Annotated in this window: 28 protein-coding genes; 11 read left to right on the plus strand and 17 right to left on the minus strand. The window is 59.3% G+C overall.

The genetic code is table 11. The annotated features are described in order from the left end of the window. The 9 genes from hisD to JJD74_RS02800 form a co-directional block, all read right to left on the minus strand. Positions 1 to 1,326, minus strand: coding sequence for a histidinol dehydrogenase (gene hisD / locus JJD74_RS02760; RefSeq protein WP_042557678.1), 1,326 nt, complete (start codon positions 1,324 to 1,326; stop codon positions 1 to 3). 124 nt (positions 1,327 to 1,450) lie between these two features. Beyond that, positions 1,451 to 2,086 carry an ATP phosphoribosyltransferase gene (gene hisG / locus JJD74_RS02765; protein WP_008085048.1) on the minus strand — a complete coding sequence of 212 codons (636 nt, stop codon included), beginning with the start codon at positions 2,084 to 2,086 and terminating at the stop codon, positions 1,451 to 1,453. A gap of 142 nt (positions 2,087 to 2,228) precedes the next feature. Then, on the minus strand, positions 2,229 to 3,494 hold the full coding sequence (gene murA, locus JJD74_RS02770; RefSeq protein WP_200611133.1) for a UDP-N-acetylglucosamine 1-carboxyvinyltransferase: 1,266 nt from the start codon (positions 3,492 to 3,494) through the stop codon (positions 2,229 to 2,231). Positions 3,495 to 3,516: 22 nt separating this feature from the next. After that, positions 3,517 to 3,756 (minus strand): BolA family protein, encoded by a 240-nt coding sequence (locus tag JJD74_RS02775; RefSeq protein ID WP_007912386.1) that lies wholly within the window; start codon positions 3,754 to 3,756, stop codon positions 3,517 to 3,519. 115 nt (positions 3,757 to 3,871) lie between these two features. Next, positions 3,872 to 4,177 carry an STAS domain-containing protein gene (locus JJD74_RS02780; RefSeq protein ID WP_042557676.1) on the minus strand — a complete coding sequence of 102 codons (306 nt, stop codon included), beginning with the start codon at positions 4,175 to 4,177 and terminating at the stop codon, positions 3,872 to 3,874. Then, complete coding sequence (locus tag JJD74_RS02785) at positions 4,174 to 4,827, minus strand: MlaC/ttg2D family ABC transporter substrate-binding protein (RefSeq protein ID WP_042557675.1); 654 nt, start codon at positions 4,825 to 4,827, stop codon at positions 4,174 to 4,176. The genes JJD74_RS02780 and JJD74_RS02785 overlap by 4 nt, the downstream gene beginning before the upstream one ends. A gap of 11 nt (positions 4,828 to 4,838) precedes the next feature. Next, on the minus strand, positions 4,839 to 5,306 hold the full coding sequence (gene mlaD, locus JJD74_RS02790; RefSeq protein ID WP_042557674.1) for an outer membrane lipid asymmetry maintenance protein MlaD: 468 nt from the start codon (positions 5,304 to 5,306) through the stop codon (positions 4,839 to 4,841). After that, positions 5,306 to 6,103, minus strand: coding sequence for a lipid asymmetry maintenance ABC transporter permease subunit MlaE (gene mlaE, locus JJD74_RS02795; RefSeq protein WP_042557673.1), 798 nt, complete (start codon positions 6,101 to 6,103; stop codon positions 5,306 to 5,308). The genes mlaD and mlaE overlap by 1 nt, the downstream gene beginning before the upstream one ends. Continuing rightward, positions 6,103 to 6,912: an ATP-binding cassette domain-containing protein gene (locus JJD74_RS02800; RefSeq protein WP_042557672.1), complete on the minus strand. Its 810-nt coding sequence runs from the start codon at positions 6,910 to 6,912 to the stop codon at positions 6,103 to 6,105. The genes mlaE and JJD74_RS02800 overlap by 1 nt, the downstream gene beginning before the upstream one ends. Positions 6,913 to 7,187: 275 nt before the next feature. On the opposite strand from JJD74_RS02800, the gene JJD74_RS02805 reads away from it, so the two are divergent. The 10 genes from JJD74_RS02805 to JJD74_RS02850 all read left to right on the plus strand — a co-directional run bounded on the left by JJD74_RS02805 (position 7,188) and on the right by JJD74_RS02850 (position 14,215). Continuing rightward, positions 7,188 to 8,162, plus strand: coding sequence for a KpsF/GutQ family sugar-phosphate isomerase (locus JJD74_RS02805; RefSeq protein WP_047299779.1), 975 nt, complete (start codon positions 7,188 to 7,190; stop codon positions 8,160 to 8,162). Then, positions 8,163 to 8,687, plus strand: coding sequence for a KdsC family phosphatase (locus JJD74_RS02810; protein ID WP_042557670.1), 525 nt, complete (start codon positions 8,163 to 8,165; stop codon positions 8,685 to 8,687). It begins immediately after the preceding gene. Positions 8,688 to 8,695: 8 nt separating this feature from the next. Continuing rightward, a complete protein-coding gene (lptC, locus tag JJD74_RS02815) occupies positions 8,696 to 9,268 on the plus strand; it encodes an LPS export ABC transporter periplasmic protein LptC (RefSeq protein ID WP_042557669.1) in 573 nt (190 codons plus the stop codon). Continuing rightward, entirely contained in the window at positions 9,255 to 9,800 is a 546-nt protein-coding gene (gene lptA, locus JJD74_RS02820; RefSeq protein WP_042557668.1) for a lipopolysaccharide transport periplasmic protein LptA, read from the plus strand. The genes lptC and lptA overlap by 14 nt, the downstream gene beginning before the upstream one ends. Next, the gene (gene lptB / locus JJD74_RS02825; protein ID WP_042557667.1) at positions 9,800 to 10,525 is read left to right on the plus strand and encodes an LPS export ABC transporter ATP-binding protein; all 726 of its coding nucleotides are present in this window, start codon (positions 9,800 to 9,802) and stop codon (positions 10,523 to 10,525) included. Before lptA ends, lptB begins: the two co-directional genes overlap by 1 nt. A gap of 187 nt (positions 10,526 to 10,712) precedes the next feature. Further along, positions 10,713 to 12,206 carry an RNA polymerase factor sigma-54 gene (locus JJD74_RS02830; RefSeq protein WP_042557666.1) on the plus strand — a complete coding sequence of 498 codons (1,494 nt, stop codon included), beginning with the start codon at positions 10,713 to 10,715 and terminating at the stop codon, positions 12,204 to 12,206. Between the two features lie 73 nt (positions 12,207 to 12,279). Further along, positions 12,280 to 12,588 carry a ribosome hibernation-promoting factor, HPF/YfiA family gene (gene hpf / locus JJD74_RS02835; protein WP_047299778.1) on the plus strand — a complete coding sequence of 103 codons (309 nt, stop codon included), beginning with the start codon at positions 12,280 to 12,282 and terminating at the stop codon, positions 12,586 to 12,588. An 11-nt stretch (positions 12,589 to 12,599) separates the two neighbouring features. Beyond that, positions 12,600 to 13,064 (plus strand): PTS IIA-like nitrogen regulatory protein PtsN, encoded by a 465-nt coding sequence (ptsN, locus tag JJD74_RS02840; RefSeq protein WP_200611136.1) that lies wholly within the window; start codon positions 12,600 to 12,602, stop codon positions 13,062 to 13,064. A 2-nt stretch (positions 13,065 to 13,066) separates the two neighbouring features. Continuing rightward, a complete protein-coding gene (gene rapZ, locus JJD74_RS02845) occupies positions 13,067 to 13,924 on the plus strand; it encodes an RNase adapter RapZ (RefSeq protein ID WP_042557663.1) in 858 nt (285 codons plus the stop codon). Positions 13,925 to 13,939: 15 nt separating this feature from the next. Beyond that, positions 13,940 to 14,215: an HPr family phosphocarrier protein gene (locus JJD74_RS02850; protein WP_008085079.1), complete on the plus strand. Its 276-nt coding sequence runs from the start codon at positions 13,940 to 13,942 to the stop codon at positions 14,213 to 14,215. A 91-nt stretch (positions 14,216 to 14,306) separates the two neighbouring features. Here JJD74_RS02850 and JJD74_RS02855 read toward each other — a convergent pair whose 3' ends face one another. From JJD74_RS02855 to pmbA, 6 genes are all read right to left on the minus strand, one after another. After that, positions 14,307 to 15,200 (minus strand): ZIP family metal transporter, encoded by an 894-nt coding sequence (locus JJD74_RS02855; protein WP_200611139.1) that lies wholly within the window; start codon positions 15,198 to 15,200, stop codon positions 14,307 to 14,309. A 30-nt stretch (positions 15,201 to 15,230) separates the two neighbouring features. Beyond that, positions 15,231 to 15,842, minus strand: coding sequence for a superoxide dismutase (locus JJD74_RS02860; protein WP_200611142.1), 612 nt, complete (start codon positions 15,840 to 15,842; stop codon positions 15,231 to 15,233). 1 nt (position 15,843) lies between these two features. After that, positions 15,844 to 16,284 carry a hypothetical protein gene (locus JJD74_RS02865; RefSeq protein ID WP_200611145.1) on the minus strand — a complete coding sequence of 147 codons (441 nt, stop codon included), beginning with the start codon at positions 16,282 to 16,284 and terminating at the stop codon, positions 15,844 to 15,846. Positions 16,285 to 16,311: 27 nt separating this feature from the next. After that, on the minus strand, positions 16,312 to 17,694 hold the full coding sequence (locus tag JJD74_RS02870; RefSeq protein ID WP_047299774.1) for a class II fumarate hydratase: 1,383 nt from the start codon (positions 17,692 to 17,694) through the stop codon (positions 16,312 to 16,314). Beyond that, positions 17,681 to 18,082 carry a hypothetical protein gene (locus tag JJD74_RS02875; protein ID WP_047299773.1) on the minus strand — a complete coding sequence of 134 codons (402 nt, stop codon included), beginning with the start codon at positions 18,080 to 18,082 and terminating at the stop codon, positions 17,681 to 17,683. Before JJD74_RS02875 ends, JJD74_RS02870 begins: the two co-directional genes overlap by 14 nt. 165 nt (positions 18,083 to 18,247) lie before the next feature. Continuing rightward, the gene (gene pmbA / locus JJD74_RS02880; RefSeq protein ID WP_042557657.1) at positions 18,248 to 19,594 is read right to left on the minus strand and encodes a metalloprotease PmbA; all 1,347 of its coding nucleotides are present in this window, start codon (positions 19,592 to 19,594) and stop codon (positions 18,248 to 18,250) included. Between the two features lie 108 nt (positions 19,595 to 19,702). Between pmbA and yjgA the strand changes: the two genes are divergently transcribed. Further along, on the plus strand, positions 19,703 to 20,227 hold the full coding sequence (yjgA, locus tag JJD74_RS02885) for a ribosome biogenesis factor YjgA (protein WP_042557656.1): 525 nt from the start codon (positions 19,703 to 19,705) through the stop codon (positions 20,225 to 20,227). A 51-nt stretch (positions 20,228 to 20,278) separates the two neighbouring features. On the opposite strand, the gene tldD is transcribed toward yjgA, so the two are convergent. Next, positions 20,279 to 21,721, minus strand: a complete 1,443-nt coding sequence (gene tldD / locus JJD74_RS02890; RefSeq protein ID WP_042557655.1) for a metalloprotease TldD — start codon at positions 21,719 to 21,721, stop codon at positions 20,279 to 20,281. A gap of 3 nt (positions 21,722 to 21,724) precedes the next feature. After that, positions 21,725 to 22,585 (minus strand): carbon-nitrogen hydrolase family protein, encoded by an 861-nt coding sequence (locus tag JJD74_RS02895; protein WP_200611148.1) that lies wholly within the window; start codon positions 22,583 to 22,585, stop codon positions 21,725 to 21,727. Positions 22,586 to 22,619 lie beyond the last annotated feature (34 nt).

Below are 22,619 nucleotides of genomic sequence, written 5' to 3' on the forward strand. Positions count from 1 at the left end.
TCAGTTCCCCTTCGTTTCGTCTTTGATGCGGTATTCGGCACTACGTGCGTGAGCGCTCAGCGACTCACCACGGGCCAGGACCGAAGCAGTTTTGCCCAGTTCGGACGCACCGGCCTCGGAGCAGAAAATGATCGAGGAACGTTTCTGGAAGTCGTACACACCCAGCGGCGAAGAGAATCGCGCGGTGCCGGAGGTCGGCAGCACGTGGTTCGGGCCTGCGCAGTAATCACCCAGCGCTTCGGAGGTGTGGCGCCCCATGAAGATCGCACCGGCGTGGCGGATCTGCGGCAACCAGGCCTGAGGGTCGGCAACCGACAGCTCAAGGTGTTCTGGCGCAATGCGGTTGGCGACTTCGATGGCCTGGGCCATGTCACGCACGTGAATCAGCGCACCGCGGCCATTGATCGAGGTTTCGATGATGGCTGCGCGATCCATGGTCGGCAGCAGCTTGTCGATGCTCGCGGCGACCTTGTCGAGGAACTCGGCGTCAGGGCTGACCAGAATCGCTTGCGCGTCTTCGTCGTGCTCGGCCTGGGAGAACAGGTCCATGGCGATCCAGTCCGGATCGGTCTGACCATCGCACACCACGAGGATTTCCGAAGGGCCGGCGATCATGTCGATGCCCACCTGGCCGAACACGTGGCGCTTGGCAGTGGCGACATAGATGTTGCCAGGGCCGACGACCTTGTCCACTTTTGGCACGCTTTCGGTGCCATAGGCCAGCGCCGCAACGGCTTGGGCGCCACCGATGGTGAACACGCGGTCAACGCCGGCAATGCACGCGGCAGCCAGCACCAACTCGTTGATTTCACCGCGCGGGGTCGGCACGACCATGACCACTTCGGTCACGCCGGCAACCTTGGCCGGAATTGCGTTCATCAGCACCGACGAAGGGTACGACGCCTTGCCGCCCGGCACGTAAAGACCGGCGCGATCCAGCGGCGTGACCTTCTGGCCCAGCACCGTGCCGTCGGCCTCGGTGTAGCTCCAGGAATCCTGTTTCTGTTTTTCGTGGTAGCTGCGCACGCGGGCCGCGGCTTTTTCCAGCGCTTCACGTTGCGCTACGGTGATGCGGGTCAGGGCCAGTTCCAGGCGTTCGCGCGGCAGAATCAGGTCAGCCATCGAGGCGACGTCGAGACCGTCGAACTTCTTGGTGAACTCGACCAGCGCCGCATCGCCACGCTCGCGCACAGCCTTGATGATGTCGAGTACGCGCTGATTGACCGAGTCGTCAGACACACTTTCCCAGCTCAGCAGATGATCCAGATGATGCGCGAAATCCGGGTCAGCAGCGTTGAGTCGGCGAATTGCAGTCGGTGCGGTCATAGCGAGAGCCTCATAGGATTGGCAAAAACTCAGGCGCCCGAAACTACCATTCGATCCGCTTGGGCACCTGAGAATTCTGGCTATGAGGCGGATAGACGGCGCGACCTGAGGTCGCGCAAGTAAATCAGCCGCGGTGTCGCGATTCCACTGCGTTGCGCAGGGTATCGATCAACGCCTGGATACGGGCGTGTTGCATTTTCATCGAAGCCTTGTTGACCACCAGGCGCGAGCTGATCGTTGCGATCAGTTCCTGAGGTTCCAGACCGTTGGCGCGCAGGGTGTTGCCGGTGTCGACCACGTCAATGATCTTGTCGGCCAGGCCAATCAGCGGTGCCAGTTCCATCGAACCGTAAAGCTTGATGATGTCGACCTGGCGGCCCTGCTCGGCGTAATAACGCTTGGCAACGTTGACGAACTTGGTCGCCACACGCAGGCGGCCCTTTGGCTCGGCGGCGCCGATCTTGCCGGCGGTCATCAGTTTGCACTGAGCGATCTGCAGGTCCAGTGGCTCGTACAAGCCCTGGCCGGTGTATTCCATCAACACGTCTTTACCGGCTACGCCGAGGTCGGCCGCGCCATGCTCGACATAGGTCGGCACGTCGGTGGCGCGCACGATCAGCAGGCGTACGTCTGGCTGCGTCGTGGGGATGATCAGCTTGCGGCTCTTGTCCGGATTCTCGGTCGGCACGATGCCCGCTTCAGCGAGAAGCGGCAGGGTGTCGTCAAGGATGCGGCCCTTGGACAGTGCGATGGTCAACATGGGAAACGTCAGTCCTTATCAAGGTACTCATGTCCGGTCGCAATCGGCGCCGAACACACATCGAGGTGTCTTTACTATTGAAAAGAACACCCTCGATTCGAAACGAATTCAACGGACACGTCCCTGTGTCCACATGCAGCGATCAGCCCGGAACGCGACGAATCTTGGCGCCCAGCATCTGCAGTTTTTCTTCGATGCACTCGTAACCACGGTCGATGTGGTAGATGCGGTCGATCAGCGTATCGCCTTCGGCAACCAGTGCCGAGATCACCAGGCTGGCCGAAGCACGCAGGTCGGTTGCCATCACTGGCGCGCCCTTGAGTTTTTCGATGCCGGTAACAATGGCCGTGTTGCCTTCAACCTGGATATGCGCGCCCATGCGGTGCAGTTCGTAAACGTGCATGAAACGGTTTTCGAAGATCGTCTCGATCACAGCACCGGTGCCTTCGGCAATGGCGTTGAGCGAGATGAACTGTGCCTGCATGTCGGTCGGGAACGCCGGGTACGGCGCAGTGTGCACGTTGACCGCTTTCGGACGCTTGCCGTGCATGTTCAGCTCGATCCAGTCTTCACCGCAGGTGATTTCTGCGCCGGCTTCACGGAGTTTTTCCAGAACGGCTTCGAGGATGGTCGGATCAGTGTCCTTGACCTTGACGCGGCCACCGGTCACGGCAGCAGCGACCAGATAGGTGCCGGTTTCGATACGGTCAGGCATGACTTTGTAGAAAGCCGAACCCAGACGCTCGACGCCATCAATGGTGATGGTGTCGGTGCCGGCACCGGAAACCTTGGCGCCCATGGCGTTCAGGAAGTTCGCCAGGTCAACCACTTCAGGCTCGCGGGCGGCGTTCTGCAACACGCTGCGGCCCCTGGCCAAAGCGGCGGCCATCATGATGTTTTCGGTACCGGTCACACTGACGGTATCGAAGAAGAAGCTTGCACCGCGCAGACCGCCCTCAGGCGCCTTGGCCTTGATGTAGCCGCCTTCGACGTCGATCACTGCGCCCATGGCTTCGAGGCCACGGATGTGCAGGTCAACCGGACGCGAACCGATCGCGCAACCGCCAGGCAGTGCGACTTCGGCTTCACCGAAGCGCGCAACCATCGGGCCGAGCACCAGAATCGACGCACGCATGGTTTTCACCAGTTCGTACGGGGCGATCAGGGTTTTGATGGTGCGCGGGTCGATTTCGACGCTGAGCTTCTCGTCGATCACCGGCTCGATGCCCATGCGACCGAACAGTTCGATCATGGTGGTGATGTCGTGCAGGTGCGGCAGGTTAGCCACCGTCACCGGGCCATCGCACAACAAGGTGGCGGCCAGGATCGGCAGGGCAGAGTTCTTTGCCCCGGAAATGCGGATCTCGCCATCAAGACGAGCGCCACCGGTAATAATCAATTTATCCATAAGAATCTCGACGCCCTTAGGCTCAGGTGCGCTCGGCCCAGGCCGCGCTGCTGAAAAATTTCATAGTAACCGCATGGATGCTGCCATCGGTGATCCATGGGTTCAAATGGGCATAGATCTGCTGCTGACGCTTCACCGGGCTCAACGCCGCCAGTTCATCGCTAATCACGTTCAGCTGGAAATTGCAGCCTTCGCCCTCAACTTCTACCAACGTTCCGGGCAGCTTTCCTTCTAGGAAGCTCTTCACTTCTACGGCCTGCATGCTCAACCTCAATCGGCGCCCTGTGCGCACGGGTCGGACATCATACAAAAAAGCCCCGCGCCTGCGAACCCCGCATGGCAGGACTCTGACGGGGGGCTTCTTTAATGATGCGGGTTCAGGGTTGCGCCAAGAGTTCGGTCAGTTCACTGACCTGAGCAATTTCGCGCATGTCTTCGGGCATCGCGCGGATGCTGACAGCCTTGCCGGCCGCCTGTGCATCGCGCATGAAACACAGCAGCAACGACAAACCGACGCTGCTGGATTTCTTTACGGCCGAGCAGTCGATGACCAGCGAAGACGCCTTGCTGGACTTGATCAGCGCCTGACCTTCCTTGCGCAGATCAGGCCCGGTGCGGTAATCCAGCACTCCGCTGAGCAAGAGCTCGTCTACATCACTCATACGAACTGCGGCCTCATTCATTGCGCTGGCTTCTCGGCAGCTTTCTCGGTGGTTTCCTTGGCCTTGGCCACTTCACCGGCCCAACCGTTGATGGTCGCGTCCAGATTGTTGCCATTGCGCTGCATCGCGTCAGCGAACTGATCACGGAACAGCTTGCCGATGTTGATACCGTTGATGATCACGTTGCGCAGTTTCCACTCGCCGTTGATCTTCTCCAGCGTGTACTGCACAGGATAGACCGCGCCACTGCTGCCCTTGACGGTCATGTTGACGCTGGTGCGATCACCCGACTCATCCTTGGCAGGATCAACGGTGATGCCCTGGTTGTTGTACTCGAGCAAGGCGTTGCCGTAGAACTGGAACAGACCTTTCTTGAAGTTTTCCTGGAAGGTTTGCATCTGCGCCGGCGTGGCCTTGCGCGAATACTTCACCGTCATGATGCTTTTCGAAATGCCCTCGGCATCCACCACCGGCCCGACAATATTGTTGAGCGCCGCGTAGAAATCGGTCGGATCCTGCTTGTATTTCTCTTTGTTGGCAGCCAGATCGGCCAGCAATCGGGTGGTTGTGTCCTGAACCAGTTCATGGGCCGACGTTGCAGCCACAGCGTTACCCATCAAAGGCAGAGCCGCCAGTAACACCAACAGGCTGCGTCGCAAGATAGAGATCATTCAAAAGCTCCTCATTTGGCGTCTTTGCTAACGGTATTGAGCAGGAATTTACCGATCAGGTCTTCCAGTACCAGAGACGACTGCGTGTCGTGAATGGTTCCACCATCCTTCAGAGCGGTGTCTTCCCCGCCTACGCTGATACCGATGTACTTCTCGCCCAGCAGACCAGCGGTCAGGATAGATGCTGTGGAGTCAGTCGGCAGATTGTCGACTTTCTTGTCCACTTGCAGTGTCACCCGACCGGTGAAGCTGTCGCGGTCCAGATCGATTGCCGTGACTTTGCCGATGGTGACACCGGCCATGGTCACTTTGGCTCTGACCGTCAGACCGGCGATATTGTCGAAGTAGGCATACAGTTTATAAGTGTCGGTGGTCGAAGTCGGAGACAGGCCACTGACCCGCAACGCAAGCAGCAACAAGGCCAGGATCCCTGCCAGCAGGAACAGGCCGACACCGATTTCCAGGGTGCGGTTTTGCATCAGAAATCTCCAAACATCAAAGCGGTCAGAATAAAGTCCAGACCCAGTACTGCCAGCGAGGCAAACACTACGGTCTTGGTGGTGGCACGACTGATCCCCTCGGAAGTGGGCTCACAGTCATAGCCCTGGAATACGGCGATCCAGGTGACGACGAAAGCGAAAACAATACTTTTGATGACGCCGTTGAGCACGTCACTGGTGAAGGTCACGCTGTTTTGCATGTTCGACCAGTAAGACCCTTCATACACACCCAGCCAGTCGACAGCGACCCACGAACCGCCCCAGATGCCCACCACGCTGAAAATCATTGCCAGCACCGGCAGGGAAATGAAACCGGCCCACAGACGCGGGGCAATAATGTATTTGAGCGGGTCGACACCGATCATTTCCAGGCTGGAAAGCTGTTCGGTGGACTTCATGTTGCCGATTTCCGCGGTCAACGCCGAACCGGCGCGCCCGGCGAACAACAGTGCGGTCACCACCGGGCCGAGCTCACGCAGCAGTGTCAGCGCAACCATCTGCCCTACCGCCTGCTCCGAACCGTAGCTCGACAGGATGCTGAACCCCTGCAAGGCCAGAACCATGCCGATGAAAACCCCGGAGACCACAATGATCACCAGCGACATGACGCCGACCGAATGCAGTTGCTTGACCAGCAGGCCAAATCCGCCGCTGATGCCGCCACGACCAACCAACGCGTGAAACAGGAACAGCGTCGCCCGACCGAACACCGCAATGGCGTCGATCGCCGCTTCGCCGAACCGGCGCACGCGTTCTATTAATGAAATTCTGCGCATCAGCGCTTCCCCAGAAGATCTGCGCGGTAGTCCGTCGCTGGAAAATGGTACGGCACCGGGCCATCGGGATTACCGGACATGAACTGACGGATACGCGGCTCATCCGAGTTCATCAACTCGTCCGGCGTACCCTGCCCCAGCACCTGACCGTCACCCACTACATAGATGTAGTCGGCAATGCTCGCGGTTTCAGCCAGATCGTGGGACACCACGATACTGGTGATGCCCAACGCATCATTGAGCAGACGGATCAGACGTACCAATACGCCCATGGCGATCGGGTCCTGACCGACGAACGGCTCGTCGTAAAACAGGATCTGCGGATCCAGCGCAATGGCACGGGCCAGAGCCACGCGACGCTTCATGCCACCGGACAGTTCATCAGGCATCAGCTCGATGGCACCGCGCAACCCCACTGCCTGCAATTTGAGCAAGACGATGTCGCGGATCATTTCTTCCGGCAACTCGGTATGAACGCGCAGGGGAAAAGCGACGTTCTCGAAAACATCGAGATCGGTGAACAGTGCGCCGCTCTGGAACAGCACACCCATGTGCTTGCGCGCATCGAACAGATCGCTGCGCGACAGCGTAGGCAGGTTCTGGCCGTTGACCCAGACTTCGCCGCTGGCAGGGCGCAACTGAGCCCCCATCAACCGCAGCAGCGTGGTCTTGCCACACCCGGAAGGTCCCATGATGCCGGTGACCTTGCCGCGCGGGATGCGAATATCGACGTTATTGAAAATGCTGCGCGCACCGCGCTTGAAGGAGACTCCCTTCAGCTCGACCGCGTAAGCGTTATCGGCACTCATCTAAACTCCTTGCGATGCAGCCTCTCACTCGGACGCCTGGCTTTGGTGAAAAAGCACGTACGTCCCGGGCAGGCCGAACTGGCGGCGAACTATATCACTGCAAAGGCCAAGCGCCCAAGGCTTGTGCCGGCCCGTATTCAGCGAGATGACAGGTGCGGAGGCGCTTTTGCCGGGTTTTGGTAACGCGGGATGACAAAGCATGACGAACTTGCGTGAGGCTTTGCTACATAACCGCTATAATCGCCGCCTTTTCATCGGGCTATACGATTTCTGACATGAGCCAATCCAGCGACCTGATTCAATCGGCACAACGCACCATTCGCCTCGAAGTGGAAGCCGTACAAGGCTTGTTACCCCATATCGACGCCGATTTCGTACGCGCCTGCGAGATGATTCTGGCCAGCAAGGGCCGTGTGGTCGTGGTCGGCATGGGCAAATCAGGGCACGTCGGCAACAAGATCGCCGCGACTCTGGCCAGTACCGGCACCCCGGCCTTTTTCGTTCACCCGGCCGAAGCCAGTCATGGCGACATGGGCATGATCACCCGCGACGACGTGATCCTGGCCCTGTCGAACTCCGGCTCGACCAACGAAATCGTCACACTGCTGCCGTTGATCAAGCGTCTGGGCATCCAGTTGATCAGCGTCACCGGCAATCCGGCCTCGCCGCTGGCCAAAGCCGCCGAAGTGAACCTCAACGTTCACGTCGAGCACGAAGCCTGCCCGCTGAACCTGGCGCCAACCTCATCGACCACCGCCGCTCTGGTCATGGGCGATGCGCTGGCCGTGGCATTGCTGGAAGCTCGTGGATTTACCGCTGAAGACTTCGCCTTCTCCCATCCAGGTGGCGCCCTTGGCCGCCGCCTGTTGCTGAAAGTGGAAAACGTCATGCACGCCGGGCAGGAGTTGCCGCAGGTTCAACGCGGCACGCTGCTCAAGGACGCCTTGATGGAAATGACTCGCAAGGGTCTGGGCATGACCGTCATTCTTGAAGCCGACGGCAAACTCGCCGGGATCTTCACCGACGGCGATTTGCGCCGCACCCTTGATCGCAGCATCGATATTCGCAGTGCGACCATCGACCAGGTGATGACAGCCCACGGCAAGACCGCCCGGCCCGAGATGCTCGCCGCCGAAGCGCTGAAAATCATGGAAGACCACCGAATCAATGCACTGGTAGTGGTCGACGAGGAGGATCGCCCGGTCGGCGCCTTCAACCTCTCCGATCTGCTGCGCGCAGGAGTCATGTAAATGAGCACCGATCTGCTGCAACGCGGCAAAGCCATCAAACTGGCAGTTTTCGACGTCGATGGCGTCCTGACTGACGGGCGCCTGTACTTTCTTGAAGACGGTAGCGAGTTCAAGACCTTCAACACCCTCGACGGCCAAGGCATCAAAATGCTCATGAACGCCGGCGTGCAGACCGCCATCATCAGCGGTCGCAAGACACCCGTGGTCGAACGCCGGGCGAAAAACCTCGGCATCCCACACCTGTTTCAGGGGCGCGAAGACAAATTGGTGGTTCTGGACGGTCTACTTGAGCAACTGGGCCTAAGCTATGAACAAGTCGCCTATCTGGGCGACGATTTGCCTGACCTGCCGGTGATCCGCCGCGTCGGGCTGGGCATGGCCGTTGCCAACGCCGCTGATTTCGTCCGCGAACACGCCCATGGCGTTACCCGTGCCCGAGGCGGTGAAGGTGCTGCCCGCGAATTCTGCGAATTGATCCTGCGCGCCCAGGGCCGCCTCGATGCGGCCAACGCCGCGTACCTGTGAGCCAAACCATGTTTAGCAAAAAATTTCGTAACTTCCTGCTGTTCGGCTGCATCGCTGCACTATTTGCAGCCGTCGGCTACTGGAACATCAGCCCGGAACGCTTCCTCGACAAGCCTCCGACCACGTCCGTGGAAAACCCTATCGACTGGTATGCGACCAACACGCGTACCGTGCAATACCTGCCGGATGGCAAAGTGCAGTATGAAATGACGTCCGACAAGGCCGAACACGTCAAGGCGACCGATGTCACGCTGGTTACCAAGCCCGACCTGAACATGTACCGCGGAACGGATTTCCCGTGGCATGTGACCAGCGAACGTGGCGAAGTGAATTCGGGCGGCACTGAAGTCGAATTGATCGATTCGGTACGCATCAAGCGCACCGATGAAAAGAACCGCGACACGCTGATCACTTCCACTCGCATGACAGTGTTCCCGCAGCGGGAATATGCGCAGACCGAGCAACCCGTTAGAATCGAGGGCGCTGGCGGTGTATCGACTGGCGTAGGAATGAAAGCGTACCTGAAGGAAAGCAGGATACACCTGCAATCGAACGTAAGAGGACAGTATGAGGCTCGTTAAAACCCTCCCTATTTTGCTCAGTCTGGGCGCAGCACTGGGAAGCGTGAGCGCCTGGGCTCTGCCGAACGATCAAGAGCAGCCAATCCGCATTCAGGCCGACGATGCCCAGCTGGACGACAAGAACGGCGTAGCCACCTATAAAGGTGACGTGATCATCACTCAGGGCTCGATGATCGTAAAAGGCAACACCGTGACCATCACCCGCACCTCGACCGGTGATATCGACGTTGTCACGTCTGTCGGCAACCTCGCCTACTTCGAACAACTGCAGACCGCCGGCGATTCCAAGCCTGTTCAGGGCTGGGGCGTGACGATTCAGTATCACGCCGCGCAAAATCGCGTCGTACTGATCGACAAGGCCAAGGTTGTCGATAAAGACAGCAACACCACCCAGGGCGAGAAAATCGTCTATGACACCGTGAAGAAACTGGCCAGCGCCGGTCGCGCTACCGGCAGCAAAGTCACCGAAGCGCGTCCGCGCATCGACATGGTGATCCAGCCGAAGAAGAAATCCGAAGAGAAAAACCAGTAATGGCAACTCTGAAAGCTCAGCACCTGGCCAAGGCCTATAAAGGCCGTCAGGTCGTGCGTGACGTCAGCCTGTCGATCGACAGCGGTCAGATCGTCGGCCTGCTCGGCCCCAATGGTGCCGGCAAGACCACATGCTTCTACATGATCGTCGGGCTGGTTCAGGCTGATCAGGGCCGCGTGCTGATCGACGATCTGGACGTCAGCCACCAGCCAATGCACGGTCGTGCAAAGGCCGGTATCGGCTATCTGCCGCAGGAAGCGTCGATCTTCCGCAAACTGTCGGTAGCCGACAACATCATGGCCATCCTCGAGACCCGTCAGGAACTCGACAAGGCCGGTCGTCGCAAGGAGCTGGAAAGCCTGCTGCAGGAGTTCCACATCAGCCACATCCGCGACAACCTCGGCATGAGCCTGTCCGGTGGTGAACGCCGCCGGGTGGAAATCGCTCGCGCGTTGGCGACTGCGCCAAAATTCATCCTGCTCGACGAACCGTTCGCCGGTGTCGATCCGATTTCGGTCGGCGACATCAAGCAAATCATCCACCATCTCAAAGCCAAGGGCATCGGTGTTCTGATTACCGACCACAACGTGCGCGAGACGCTGGATATCTGCGAAACCGCTTACATCGTCAACGACGGTCAACTGATCGCCGAAGGTGACTCCGCTACCATCCTGGCCAATGATCTGGTGAAGGAAGTGTATCTGGGCCACGAGTTCCGCCTGTAAGCGCAAAGGTGCCCGGTGAGCCGCCCTGGCGCTGTATCGATTCAAGCAGAATTTAATACGCTTTAATTGTTACAGCGCTCTAGGCAAACACTTCAGTTTCAGGCATATAATTTGCTTAAGTTTGGCGCTTCGGCGCCCTGTAGTGGATGGCGCATCGCGCCGGCGAATAAGGTGTTAAGCCCCTGCCATGAAACCATCGCTAGTCTTGAGAATGGGCCAGCAGCTGACGATGACACCTCAGCTGCAACAGGCTATCCGTCTGCTCCAATTGTCGACCCTGGACCTGCAACAGGAAATTCAGGAGGCTCTGGAATCCAATCCGATGCTCGAACGCCAGGAAGAAGGCGAAGACTTCGACAACACCGATCCCTTGGCTGACAACGCCGAACAGAAGCCCAACACCGATATCCAGGAACCCTCCTATCAGGAAACCGCCCCAACGGTGGATAACCTCGAGGAAGGCGACTGGAGCGAGCGCATCCCCAATGAACTCCCGGTCGACACTGCCTGGGAAGACGTCTACCAGACCAGCGCCAGCAGCCTGCCGAGCAGCGATGATGACGAGTGGGACTTCACCACGCGCACTTCAGTGGGCGAAAGCCTGCAAAGCCATCTGCTGTGGCAACTGAATCTGGCACCGATGTCCGACACCGATCGACTGATCGCCGTGACCCTGATCGATTGCATCAACAATCAGGGCTATCTGGACGAAACCCTCGAAGAAATTCTCGAAGCGTTTGATCCGGAACTGGACATCGAACTGGACGAGATCGAAGCCGTTCTGCACCGCATCCAGCAATTCGAGCCTGCCGGCATCGGCGCCCGCAATCTCAGCGAATGCCTGCTGCTGCAATTGCGCCAGCTATCGGCCAAGACGCCTTGGCTGGCTGAAGCGAAACGTCTGGTCAGCGATTACATCGACTTGCTCGGCAGTCGCGATTACAGCCAGTTGATGCGCCGCATGAAGCTCAAGGAAGATGAGTTGCGCCAGGTCATCGAGCTGGTACAAAGCCTCAATCCACGGCCGGGCTCGCAGATCGAATCGACGGAAGCCGAATACGTCGTCCCGGACGTCATTGTGCGCAAGGACAATGAACGCTGGCTGGTCGAGCTGAATCAGGAGTCGGTACCTCGTCTGCGAGTCAACGCCCAGTACGCAGGCTTTGTGCGTCGCGCCGATACCAGCGCCGACAATACGTTCATGCGCAATCAGTTGCAGGAAGCCCGCTGGTTCATCAAGAGCCTGCAAAGCCGCAACGAAACCCTGATGAAAGTGGCCACCCAGATTGTCGAGCATCAGCGCGGCTTTCTTGAATATGGCGACGAAGCCATGAAGCCGCTGGTGCTGCATGACATCGCCGAGGCGGTCGGCATGCACGAGTCGACCATTTCCCGGGTAACCACGCAAAAATTCATGCATACCCCGCGTGGTATTTATGAACTGAAATACTTTTTCTCCAGCCACGTCAGCACCTCCGAGGGCGGCGAATGCTCGTCCACGGCGATCCGCGCGATCATCAAAAAACTGGTTGCCGCGGAAAATCAGAAAAAGCCGTTGAGTGACAGCAAGATCGCTGGTTTACTGGAGGCACAAGGCATTCAGGTGGCTCGCCGCACCGTCGCCAAGTACCGCGAATCCCTCGGGATCGCGCCTTCGAGCGAACGCAAGCGGTTGATGTAAGCCACGTTACAGCGTTCCAGTGGCAGGCTTTTCGGCCTGCCGCTTTATGCACTGGCAACGAAGGAGAAGCTGTATGCAAGTCAACATCAGTGGACACCAACTGGAAGTGACCGAACCTCTGCGCGACTACATCAATGAGAAACTTCAACGATTAGAGCGACATTTCGACAAGATCACCAACGTGCAGGTCACGATGTGCGTCGAAAAGCTGAAGCAGAAAATCGAAGCCACCTTGCATATCCCCGGCAGTGAAGTGGTCGCCAACGCAGAACATACCGATATGTATGCCGCGATCGACGCCTTGACCGACAAGCTGGACAAACAACTCAAAAAGCATAAGGAAAAGACCCAGAGCCTGCTCCAGGGCGCGACCGGTCGATAACCCCCTACCCCATGATCCGACTTGAAAGTATCCTGACCCCCGGCCGTTCCCTCGTGAACGTGCCGGGCGGCAGTAAAAAGAAAGCCCTCGAACAGATTGCCAACCTGATCGCCCGCGAAGTGCCGGATCTGGAGATGCAAGATGTCTTCGAGGCTCTGATTGCCCGTGAAAAACTCGGTTCTACCGGTTTTGGCAACGGCATCGCCATTCCTCACTGTCGCCTCAAGGGTTGCCAGTCGCCGATCAGCGCTCTGATGCACCTTGAAGCCCCTATTGATTTCGACGCCATCGACGGTGCGCCGGTTGACCTGCTGTTCGTACTGCTGGTCCCCGAAGCCGCCACCGATGCGCATCTGGAGTTGCTACGCCAGATCGCCAGCATGCTGGATCGCAAAGAAGTGCGCGATAAACTGCGCACCGCTTCAAGCAATGAAGCCTTGTACCAGGTTGTTGTGGACGAGCAGAGCGGGCAGTAATCATGCGCTTGATCATCGTCAGTGGCCGTTCCGGCTCAGGTAAAAGTACCGCGCTGAATGTCCTTGAGGACAACGGTTACTATTGCATCGACAATCTGCCGGCAGGCTTGCTGCCGGAACTGGCTGAGCGCGCGCTGATTCACACTGAACTGGCGCAACCGCTGGTGGCGGTGTCGATCGATGCGCGCAACCTGCCAAGTCATCTCTCGCGTTTTCCCGAACTGCTTGAAGAAGTGCGCAGCCGCCATATCCAGTGCGATGTGCTGTATCTGGATGCCGACGAAGAAACCCTGCTCAAGCGTTTTTCGGAAACCCGTCGGCGCCACCCGCTGAGCAACGCCAATCGCTCGCTGGCCGAGGCGATCCAGGATGAAACTGCCCTGTTGGGGCCCATCGCCGATCTGGCCGATCTGAAGATCAATACCACCAATCTGAACCTGTACCAGTTGCGCGACACCATCAAGCTGCGTCTGCTGAGTCAGCCGGAGCCGGGCACGGCATTTCTGGTTGAGTCATTTGGCTTCAAACGCGGCATGCCGGTGGATGCGGATCTGGTGTTTGACGTGCGCTGCCTGCCCAATCCGTACTGGAAGCCTGAGCTACGTGCGCAATCGGGGCTCGATGAGCCGGTGGCCGAATACCTGGCAGCGCAGCCCGAGGTTGAAGAAATGTTCCAGGACATTTTCAGCTACCTGCACAAATGGCTACCGCGCTTCGCCGCGAGCAATCGCGCCTACGTTACTGTTGCCATTGGCTGCACCGGCGGGCACCACCGCTCCGTCTACCTGACCGAACGCCTGGGTCAGGCCCTGCAGAAAACTCTGAAGAACGTCCAGGTCCGCCACCGCGACCTCACCTAAAGGATTCACACCGCGATGCCTGCTCTGGAAATCGAAATCATCAACAAACTGGGTTTGCATGCCCGAGCGTCGGCGAAGTTTGTCGGGGTTGCCGGTCAGTATCCCGACTGTACGATCAGAGTGGGCCGCACACCAGAGACAACGGTTGATGGCAAAAGCATCATGGCAATGATGATGCTGGCGGCTGGCAAAGGCACCAAAATCTATCTGAGTACCGAAGGCCATCAGGAACAGGAAGCGCTGGATGCGCTGGTGGCGTTGATCAACAACTACTTCGACGAAGGCGGCTGACAGCCAAAATCAAAAGATCGCAGCCTGCGGCAGCTCCTACATTGGAATGCGCTTCCTGTAGGAGCTGCCGCAGGCTGCGATCTTTTGATCTTCAACCCAGCGCCGTATCCATCACCATCATCAAACAGAACCCGATCAGCAAACCAAGGCTGGACAGCTTGTCATGACCATTGCGTCGCGATTCCGGAATCACTTCGTGGGTCACCACCAGCAACATCGCCCCGGCCGCCAGCGCCAGGCCTAACGGCAACAGCACCTGCGCCAGACTGACCAGCCAGGCACACAACAGCGCAAACACCGGTTCGACCAGCCCTGACGCCGCGCCGATCAAGAACGCCTTGACCCGTGACATCCCCGCCCCAGCCAATACCAACGCAATTACCAGACCTTCCGGTACGTCCTGCAAGGCGATGCCCATGGCCAGACTGTCCGCGTCCGGCATGCCGCCGCCGGCCGATACCCCGACGGCCATTCCCTCAGGGATGTTATGGGCAATGATGGCGAACACGAAGAGCCAGATCCGCGGTGGAATCACCGGATGCTCGATGCTGCCCACGAACATTTCCGGTGAAGCACCGGACACCTTGCGATCCACCAGATACAGGCCGAACGCACCGAACATGATGCCGAAGCAGATCAGGCCACTCGCCGCCCACGGTGTCAGACCCAGGCTCTCTGCGGCAGCAATGCCCGGGACAATCAGCGAAAACGCCGTCGCCGCCAGCATCACCCCGGCACCGAACCCCAGCAGCGTATCGCTGAGCGCCTGAGGCATGCGCCGAATCACCAACACCGGCACCGCTCCGAGCGCGGTGCCGAGCGCGCAGAGTGCGCCACCCTGCAACGCCCGCGACAGCCTCGGTTCCAGATTCAGCCATTCCAGTCCGTGGACTGCCAGTAAGGTTAAGCCCGCCAGCAGCAACAGCGATCCCACTGCGTAACGAAACATACGCCCGCTTCCGACCGCCAGTGTCTCAGTGCCCATAGTCAGCCTTGAATTGTTTTTTTAGGAGACTTAAACCAGTGCAGCCTGATAGCGCGCAGCCACTTCAGGCCAATTGATCACGTTGTAGAACGCGTTGATGTATTCCGGCCGACGGTTCTGGTAGCGCAGGTAGTAGGCGTGCTCCCAAACGTCGAGGCCGAGAATCGGCGTGTTGCCGTTCATCAGCGGACTGTCCTGATTACCGCTGCTTTCCACGACCAGTTTTTTCTCCGGGGTCACACTCAGCCAGGCCCAGCCACTGCCGAACCGGGTCAGCGCAGCTTTGGTGAATGCCTCTTTGAAACTGTCGAGGCCACCCAGCTGTTCGTCGATGGCCTTGGCCAGCGCCCCGTCCGGTTTGCCGTCGCCGTTGGGCACCATGACTTCCCAGAACAGCGAGTGGTTGGCATGGCCGCCGCCCTGATTGATCACCGCCGCGCGAAGTTTTTCCGGCAACTGTTGAACGCTGGCCACCAGTTTTTCCACTGGCCATCCGGCATATTCAGTGCCTTGCACCGCAGCGTTGAGGTTGTTGATGTAGGTCTGGTGATGCTTGGTGTAGTGGATTTCCATGGTCTGCGCATCGATGTGCGGCTCCAGGGCATCGTAGGCATAAGGCAAGGCAGGCAAGGTAAAAGCCATTTCAATGGACTCCATGGTGATGTGGGGCTGGTGCGCGGCGCGCATTGCCGGTATCCGGATGCAACAGACGCTGGGTGCGTGGGTATTCGCCGTGGTCGCTGATGAAATTCAGCAGCTCGACGTAAGTTTTGCTGCTCTGGCGCAGCGCCGCTTCACGCAGCGCGAGGCGCTGACGTTCGTCCTGCATCGTCTGCAACAGCCGTTGATGAATGGCGCAAAGATATTCGGCGCTTTCCTCCGGCTGATTCAGGCGCAAGTGCAGATCCGCCAGGTTGTGATGGGAGATGACGCAGGCCGCCACCGCTTCGTCGGCATCGGCCCAGCGTTCGAACAGCACTTGCGCCAGGGCCAGCGCCTGCAGATAAGTTTCACGGGCATCGATCAGCTCGCCCAACATGAAGCAGCGATTGGCCCGTTCGATCGTGCGTTTCCAGTGCTCCATGGTGAGCCTCCAAAGCGGTTGCGGGGATTACACGCCGCCAGCGGTGAGTTTCTCGGGGTTGAGCAACTCTTCCAGCTGACTGCGCGACAGGTCGGTGTGCTCCAGCGCGACGTCGATCACCGGGCGACCCTGTTTATAGGCCTGCTTGGCGATCTCGGCGGCTTTCTGGTAACCGATGATCGGGTTGAGTGCGGTGACCAGAATCGGATTGCGCGACAGCGCTTCCTTGAGCCGCGACTCGTTGACCTTGAAGCTGGCGATAGCTTTGTCAGCCAACAGGCGACTGGAGTTGGCCAGCAACTCGATGCTGCTCAACAGGTTCTGGGCAATGATTGGCAGCATCACGTTCAGCTCGAAATTGCCCGACTGGCCGGCGATGGTGATCACCGAATCGTTGCCGATCACTTGGGCGGCAACCATGGCGGTCGCTTCCGGGATCACCGGGTTGACCTTGCCCGGCATGATCGACGACCCCGGCTGCAGGGCTTCGAGTTCGATTTCGCCGAGACCGGCCAAGGGCCCTGAGTTCATCCAGCGCAGGTCATTGGCGATTTTCATCAGCGACACAGCGATGGCCTTGAGCTGTCCGGAGACCGCTACGGCGGTGTCTTGCGAGCCGATCAGCGCGAACAGGTCTTTGCCTTGGGTGAACTGCACATGGGTCAACTGGCTGAGTTGACGACTGAACCGCGCAGCGAATTCCGGATGCGCGTTGATTCCGGTACCGACCGCCGTCCCGCCCTGCGCGAGGGATTGCAGGCTTGGCAGCAGGTCTTGCAAATGACCGATGTTGGCCTTCAGTTGCTGCGCCCAGCCGTTGAGCACCTGGCTCATACGCACCGGCATCGCATCCATCAAATGCGTACGCCCGGTTTTGACGTGGTGATGCACTTGCTCGGCTTTGTGCTCGATGACCTGCACCAGGTGCAACAGCGCCGGCAGCAGTTGTTCGTGCAGGGCCAGCGCAGCACTGACGTGGATGGTGGTCGGGATGATGTCGTTGCTGCTCTGGCCGCAGTTGACGTGATCGTTGGCATTGACCGGTTCGCCAAGCAGGCGGCTGGCCAGGGTGGCGATCACCTCGTTGGCATTCATGTTGGAGCTGGTGCCGGAGCCAGTCTGGAAGATATCCACCGGGAAATGCCGCATGAAATCGCCTTCAAGCAAGCCTTGCGCGGCGTCGCTGATGGCTTTGCCCTGAGCGGCGCTGATCTGGTTGAGTTCGACGTTGGCCCGGGCCGCGGCGGCTTTGGCCAGGATCAATGCGCGGATGAATTGCGTCGGCATCGGTTTGCCGCTGATCGGGAAGTTATCCACTGCACGCTGGGTTTGCGCGCCGTAGAGAGCGTCCACCGGTACCTGCAATTCGCCCATGCTGTCGCGCTCGATACGAGTGTTAGGGTCTGCCATCAGTAAATCCTTGGACTAATTCAATAAGAGGAATCGAGGGTTGCAACTCGCAGGTCGCCAGTTGCCAGGTGTAGCGTTGCCAGCGTTTGAGCCGGCATTTGCACAGCGACAGGCGCTCCATTTCACGCAAGGGGCGCCAGGCTTGATCGAGACAGAGGCTGCGCCAGTGCCACGGCAACGCAGTGTCGGTGGCCGTGTCGAGCAGCAATCGGAAGGAAGTTTCAGCGACGGTCCAGGGCGAGGTCGCTGTGCAACAGGACAGATACCGGCCCTCGGCCAGGTAATGTTCGATCAGGCGCGGTTCGTCAGGATCCATCGCGCATCGGATCTGACGACTCATCCAGCGCCAGCTTTCGAGGTACGGCTGCTCGTGCAAGGCAGAACTCATGATCCACAGCTCATTCGATAATGAGATTTATTATTAGATGATAATGAGAACCAACACAAGAGCGCTTTTTATAGGAGCTGCCGCAGGCTGCGCCTAAAAAAGCAGACATAAAAAAGGCGCGCCACCCGATGGGGTGGCGCGCCTGTTTGCGTAGAGAGTGGACGCTTAGCTGCCCGCCACCGTCATTCGCTCGATCAACACCGAGCCAGTGCGGATGTTGCTGCGCAGTTCCAGATCATTACCCACTGCGACGATCTGCTTGAACATGTCGCGCATGTTGCCGGCGATGGTCACTTCCTGCACCGCGAACTGAATTTCGCCATTCTCGACCCAAAAACCCGCCGCCCCGCGCGAATAGTCGCCGGTGACCATGTTCAATCCATGGCCCATCAACTCGGTAACCAACAACCCGCGGCCCATGCGCCGCAGCAGTGCCGCCTGGTCTTCGTCGCCATGAGTGACGAACAGGTTGTGCACACCGCCAGCGTTGGCGGTGCTCGGCATGCCGAGTTTACGGCCGGAGTAAGTACCGAGGATGTACGACACCAACTCGCCTTTCTCGACGAACGGTTTGGCGTAGGTCGCCAGACCATCACCGTCGTAGGAGGCGCTGCCCATGGCGCGCATCAGGTGAGGACGCTCATCGATGGTCAGCCACTCCGGAAACAGTTTCTGGCCCAGCGTGCCTTCCAGGAACGATGATTTTCGATACAGGCTGCCACCGGAAACCGCCGAGAGGAAACTGCCGAACAACCCGCCCGCCAGTTCGGCCGAAAACAGTACCGGCACTTCACAGGTCGGCACCGGACGCGCGCCCAAGCGACCCGCCGCCCGCTGCGCGGCACGTTGGCCGATGCTCACCGGGTCGGCCAGCAACTCGCCCTGACGGCTCACGTCGTACCAGTAATCGCGCTGCATCTGGCCATCGGCTTCGGCGATCATCACGCAACTCAGGCTGTGTCGTGTCGACGCATAGCCACCGATGAAACCGTGGCTGTTGCCATACACGCGGCAGCCCTGGTGGGTGCTGAGTGTGGTGCCGTCGGCGTTTTTGATCCGCGCATCGGCATCGAAAGCGGCCGCTTCACAGAGCAACGCTTTCTCGATGGCCTGTTCCGGGGTGATGTCCCATTCGTGGAACAAGTCGAAATCCTGCTGATCCCTGGCCATCAACGCCGCATCGGCCAAGCCTGAGGCTTCATCTTCGGATGTGTGCTTGGCGATCGCCAGTGCGGCAGCCACCGTCTCGCGAATCGCATCCGGCCCGGTGGCGGAGGTGCTGGCAGAGCCTTTGCGCTGGCCAACATACAACGTGATGCCAAAGCCCTGATCGCGGTTGAACTCGACTGTTTCGACCTCGCGCTGACGCACTGAGGTCGACAGGCCCTGCTCCAGCGACACCGCGACTTCACAGGCACTGGCGCCTTGGCGCTTGGCTTCGGCGATGATCTGCTCGACTTGTTCCTGCAGTGCCGGCAATGCCTGCGGGCCGACGCTTTGAACTGCACTCATGCTCATCTCCACTCAAATTCTGCTTTCGGCTGGGGCCATCGAGCGACCGGGCCGGACAAGCGGCCCCCGACTGGTTATCATGGCGGCGTTTCTTTGCGGACTGCCACCATGGTTGATTCTTACGACGACTCCCTCGATACGGGAGAAAAAAGCAAATCTCAGGTCAAACGCGAGCTGCATGCTCTGGTTGACCTTGGCGAGCGCCTTACAACACTCAAGCCTGACTTGGTGGCAAAACTGCCACTGACCGACGCGATGCGCCGTGCCTTGGCCGATGCGCCGAAGCACACCGCGAATATCGCGCGTAAACGGCATTTGCAGTTCATCGGCAAACTGATGCGCGATCAGGACACTGACGCGATCCTCATTTTGCTCGATCAACTCGATGCCTCCACTCGTCAGTACAACGAGCGTTTCCACAATCTCGAACGCTGGCGTGACCGCCTGATCGCCGGTGATGATGCCGTACTGGAGAAATTCGTCCTGGAATACCCGGACGCCGATCGCCAGCAACTGCGTTCCCTGATCCGTCAGGCTCAGCATGAGGTTGCGCAAAACAAAGCGCCTGCCTCAAGCCGTAAAATCTTCAAGTACATCCGTGAGCTGGACGAGACTCAACGCGGTCTGCGTTGATATTCGCCACCGGGTGGCCGCCCTGCGCGCCACCCGAAGCTCCATCCCTTGTTATGCGCCCGTGCCACCCACGGTGATCGCATCGATTTTCAGCGTCGGCTGGCCAACACCCACTGGTACCGACTGCCCATCCTTGCCACACGTTCCCACACCGCTATCGAGCGAAAGATCGTTACCGACCATCGAAACCCGGCTCATCGCCTCAGGGCCGTTGCCGATCAACGTCGCACCTTTGACCGGCGCGGTGATCTTGCCGTCTTCGATCAGATACGCCTCGCTGGTGGAGAACACGAATTTGCCGCTGGTAATGTCGACCTGGCCACCGCCAAGGTTGGCGCAGTAGATGCCTTTCTTCACCGAAGCGATGATTTCTGCCGGATCGCTTTCGCCGCCAAGCATGTAGGTGTTGGTCATCCGCGGCATCGGCAGGTGTGCATAGGATTCACGACGACCGTTGCCGGTACGGGCCACGCCCATCAGGCGCGCGTTGAGCTTGTCCTGCATGTAGCCCTTGAGCACGCCGTTTTCGATCAGCGTGGTGCACTCGGTCGGGGTGCCTTCGTCGTCGACGCTCAGCGAGCCGCGACGGCCGCTCAAGGTGCCGTCATCGACAATGGTGCAGAGCTTGGAAGCAACCATTTCGCCCATACGACCGCTGTAGGCGGAGCTGCCCTTGCGGTTGAAGTCGCCTTCCAGACCGTGGCCAACCGCTTCGTGCAGCAGCACACCGGACCAGCCCGAACCCAGCACCACCGGCAGCGTCCCGGCCGGTGCCGGAATCGCTTCCAGGTTCACCAGCGCCTGACGCAGCGCTTCACGGGCATAACCCATGGCGCGGTCTTCAGCGAGGAAATAACGGTAGTCGGTACGCCCGCCGCCGCCATGGCCGCCGCGCTCCCGACGACCGTTCTGCTCAACAATAACGCTGACATTGAAACGCACCAGCGGTCGAACATCCGCCGCCAGACCGCCGTCGGTGGAAGCCACGAGAATGCGTTCCCAGACCCCGGCCATGCTCACGCTGACTTGCTGGATACGCGGATCGAGCGCGCGCGTGGCGACGTCGATGCGCTTGAGCAGCTCGACTTTCTCGGCACGGCTCAACACTTCCAGCGGATTGTCCGGCGCATACAACTGGGCGACGTCCTGAGTGGTGAACGCCTGCACCGTGCCGTTCTGCCCGGCTCGGGAAATCGAACGGGCCGCACGCGCCGCAGCACCCAGCGCTTCAAGGGTGATCGCGTTGCTGTAGGCGAAACCGGTTTTTTCGCCGGACTGCGCACGCACACCGACACCTTGGTCGAGATTGAAACTGCCTTCCTTGACGATGCCGTCTTCCAGCGCCCAGGACTCGGAGATCTGGCCCTGAAAATACAGGTCGGCAGCATCGATTCCCGGGCCTGCCAAATCGCCGAGTACGCTTTGCAGGCTCTCGATCGTCACGCCGCCGGGCGCCAAAAGGTGATCACTGACTGAGGACAACAACTCGCTCATGGTTTAGGCCTTAAATTCGTGTTCTGAAGCAGGTCGCTGTGCGCCCTGCGAGAAAAACCGCCGATGACTCGTCACCGGCATCCGCGCCCTGATGGACGCTTGTTCATTGCTATCGCGTTCGGCCAGCAACACCGCTTCGCCTTGATCCTGACTCGCCAGCACTCGGCCCCATGGGTCGATGATCGCCGCATGCCCGAAGGTTTCTCGCGGTCCCGGATGGGTTCCGCCCTGCGCAGCCGCCAGCACATAACACTGTGTTTCGATGGCCCGCGCGCGAATCAATACGTCCCAATGCGCCGCGCCGGTCACGGCGGTAAAGGCCGATGGGGCAGTAATCAACTCGGCTCCGGCAGCGCGCAATTCGCTGTACAGCTCCGGAAAGCGCAGGTCGTAACATACGGTCAGGCCCACTTTGCCGACCGGTGTATCCGCAACCACCACACCACTGCCATAAGCATAGTCATCGGATTCGCGGTAACGGCCTCGATTGTCCGCTACATCCACATCGAACAGATGCAACTTGTCATACCGTGCAACGGTTTCGCCGTGATCGTCGACCAGCAGCGAACACGCGTGTGATTTGCCCATCGGCTGATCAACCGGCGGCAACGGCAATGTGCCGGCCACTATCCATAACTTGAGGTCGCGGGCGGTCTGTTTCAACCATGGCAGGATCGGTCCTTCGCCAACGGCTTCAGCGCGACCGATATCGGCGATGTCGCGACGACCCATGGCGGCGAAGTTTTCCGGCAGTACCGCCAGCTTCGCGCCACCGGCCGCTGCCTGCTCAAGCAGGCGTCGGGCCTGGGCCAGATTGGCCAGCACGTCACTCTGGCTGACCATTTGAATCACCGCTAAAGACATGGCCGCTCCTGATCTGCGATCAACATATTCCACT

The organism is Pseudomonas sp. MF6776, from assembly GCF_016613125.1.
Classification (GTDB): domain Bacteria; phylum Pseudomonadota; class Gammaproteobacteria; order Pseudomonadales; family Pseudomonadaceae; genus Aquipseudomonas; species Aquipseudomonas iridis.